Here is a 2,331-nt window from a genome sequence, read left to right as displayed (position 1 = left end):
GGCCGGGGCGCTGACGCTGGCCTGCCCGCAGGGGTACGTGCGGGTCTTCGCCGACGAGGGCCCGCTGATGGCCGCGCTGCTCGGCCGGCTGATCGCGGCCCAGCGATCCGGCTCGGCCGCTGCCGGGGTCCCGCTCGGCTACCTGGCCCGGCTCCTGCGGGCGTTCGGCCCGGAGCATGCCGTGCCAGACACGGGGCCAGGCGCCGCAGCGGTGCCTGGCATCGTCGAGCCGCTGACCAGCCGCGAGCTGGAAGTGCTGGGGCTGCTGGCGGCGGGCAGATCGAACCAGGCCATCGCCGGGCAACTCGTGGTCACCCTCGACACCGTCAAGAAGCACGTCAGCCACGTGCTGGACAAGCTCGGCGCGGCCAACCGCACCGAGGCCGTCACCCGGGCGCGGGAACTGGACCTGATCCCCTAGCGGCGCCGTGGCCAATCCCCGCGGCACTTTCGTGCTGCTGCGGACCCTGGTCGCGCTGTCCCGGGTCAGTGACCGGGACGCGGGCCTGGCCGCCAGCCTGCCCAACGTCGGCCAGCAGGTCGGCGGTTGGATCGGGCTGGCCCTGCTGGGCACGGTGGCCTGGACCGTGATGGCCAACACCGCCCGCAGTTCGGCGCGTCCGTGGCGGCCGCGGCCAGGGCGGGTCACCCGCCGGCCGGGACGGCCGCGCAGATCAAGGCGGCGATCTACGACCATGCACTGCCGGTCGGGTTCTCGCGCGGGTTCGAGGTGTCGGCCGGGATCATGCTGCTGACCCTCATCGTGACGATCGTGGCGATCAGGCTGACCCGCGAGGACCTGGCCGGCGCCGCCGCGGCCACCCCCGGGCAGCCGGCCAGCGCTGAGCCCGCGGTGAAGCCAGCCAATTCATAACGGCCGTTCGCGCCAGAGCCTCATCTGGTGACGCGCCAAGCAGGCATATCACGACGGTAAACCAGGGTCATCAATCGCCGACGGCTTTCCGGGCGGCCGTCTAACACTCCCGTAGCTCGTTCCCAGCAACGCCAGCCGACGGGGAATGATTGAATGCAGCGGCGCGTGGCTTGGCCAGTGCGTCTCTGGCCTCCACATACTGATCCTCCTGCAGCCCGGACAGGCCGTGACCTTGCACTGATAGCCGGCCGCTGTGCAGCAGGTCCGAGGACGCACCGAACCGGGCGATCTGCCGGGTCGACGATCGCGCCGGTCTCGTCCATGACAACCGCACCGGCTGCGGCCAGGGCGGCTTTGGATGTCAGGTAGTGGTGGCCGCACAGCAGGAGGTCAACAGGATGCCGACGCTCGGATGCGGGCGGGATCAGCACCATGACGACGGGCCTGGCCGGGCAGCAGCAGCTTCGTTCGGCAAGTCGAGGCGGCCCGAACCAGTCAGCCCGGCCGCCGGCCGCCTTTCGGGCAGCCGCGGCCTTACGCCACGGGAACCTCATCGCTATTCGCCGCCCCTACGAGCACGAACCAGCAGCGCTAGCCAACGCCCGGCACGCGCGTCCTGACTTCGAACTCGATCATCAGGTGCCGGCCGCCCTGGCACCTCACCCAATTCGGGGTAAGGTGCCAGGCGAATCATCCCGTCTCCAGGGCGGCCACCGGTATCATCGCGCCTTCCGCATCCGCGCCATCCGGCAGCTCACGTTGCTTACCGCGACCGGACCAGGAGGGCCTGCGGGCCGACGGCAGCCGGTCCATCAGGCCGGCCACGGCCTGCCCGGTGCCCTCACCGATCAGTGCGCCGGCCACAGCGTCGCCCGGGTAATGCACTCCGGTGTGCACCCGGGAGTACGCCACCGCCGCCGGGAGGAATCGCAGCGCCAGTCCGAGCCGGGCTGATCCCGGCCGATGGCCGCGGCGAAGGCGAACCCCGATGCCGCGTGACCGGACGGGAACGACGTGGAAGCCGGCATCCGCGCGTTCCGCCAGACCGGGACCCCGGCACCGACCCGGTCCGGCCGCTGGCGGGACCAGGCGGACTTCACCGCCAGGTTCACCAGCGCGGACGTTACGCCGATGGCCACCGTTCCCCGCACCGCGGCACGTCGGCCCGCCCCGCCCCCCGCCACGCTGAGGCCGGTCGCGATGGCGAGCCAGAGGCGGGAGTTATTGGCGGCGTTAGAGAGCCGGCGCAGCGGCTCGTCGAGTGAAGGGGCAGGGGTAGCCGCCACCGCGGAGTAGATCGCCCGGTCCACGGCACTCAGCTCACGCAGCCCGCTGGCGGGCTGCTGGCGGACCGGCCCGCCTTGTCGCCCGAGCTTGTCAGCGAACCGCCGCGCGACTACCCCGGCCGCGCCAGCGGCCGGGGTGCGGGCGCTATTCCCTCGTGCCATCGGCGGATC

The 2,331-nt window shown here is 72.1% G+C and carries 5 protein-coding genes; 2 read left to right on the top strand and 3 right to left on the bottom strand.

Annotated features, from left to right (window positions below):
* Together WA805_RS03920 and WA805_RS03915 are read left to right on the top strand one after the other, a co-directional pair.
* Positions 1-421: LuxR C-terminal-related transcriptional regulator (locus WA805_RS03920; RefSeq protein ID WP_425241663.1), on the top strand; the 421-nt coding region annotated here is incomplete at its 5' end.
* A 201-nt stretch (positions 422-622) separates the two neighbouring features.
* On the top strand, positions 623-874 hold the full coding sequence (locus tag WA805_RS03915; protein ID WP_425239879.1) for a hypothetical protein: 252 nt from the start codon (positions 623-625) through the stop codon (positions 872-874).
* A gap of 20 nt (positions 875-894) precedes the next feature.
* Here WA805_RS03915 and WA805_RS03910 read toward each other — a convergent pair whose 3' ends face one another.
* The 3 genes from WA805_RS03910 to WA805_RS03900 form a co-directional block, all read right to left on the bottom strand.
* Entirely contained in the window at positions 895-1,428 is a 534-nt protein-coding gene (locus tag WA805_RS03910) for a DUF7455 domain-containing protein (protein WP_422340721.1), read from the bottom strand.
* A 136-nt stretch (positions 1,429-1,564) separates the two neighbouring features.
* Positions 1,565-1,771 carry a hypothetical protein gene (locus WA805_RS03905; RefSeq protein ID WP_422340720.1) on the bottom strand — a complete coding sequence of 69 codons (207 nt, stop codon included), beginning with the start codon at positions 1,769-1,771 and terminating at the stop codon, positions 1,565-1,567.
* Positions 1,723-2,331, bottom strand: a 609-nt coding sequence (locus WA805_RS03900) for a phosphatase PAP2 family protein (protein ID WP_425241662.1), incomplete at its 5' end; no start/stop codon positions are given. The genes WA805_RS03905 and WA805_RS03900, both read right to left, overlap by 49 nt.

This window comes from Trebonia sp., from assembly GCF_049794275.1.
Lineage (GTDB): Bacteria > Actinomycetota > Actinomycetes > Streptosporangiales > Streptosporangiaceae > Trebonia.
This window is presented reverse-complemented; position numbering and strand designations above follow the sequence as displayed.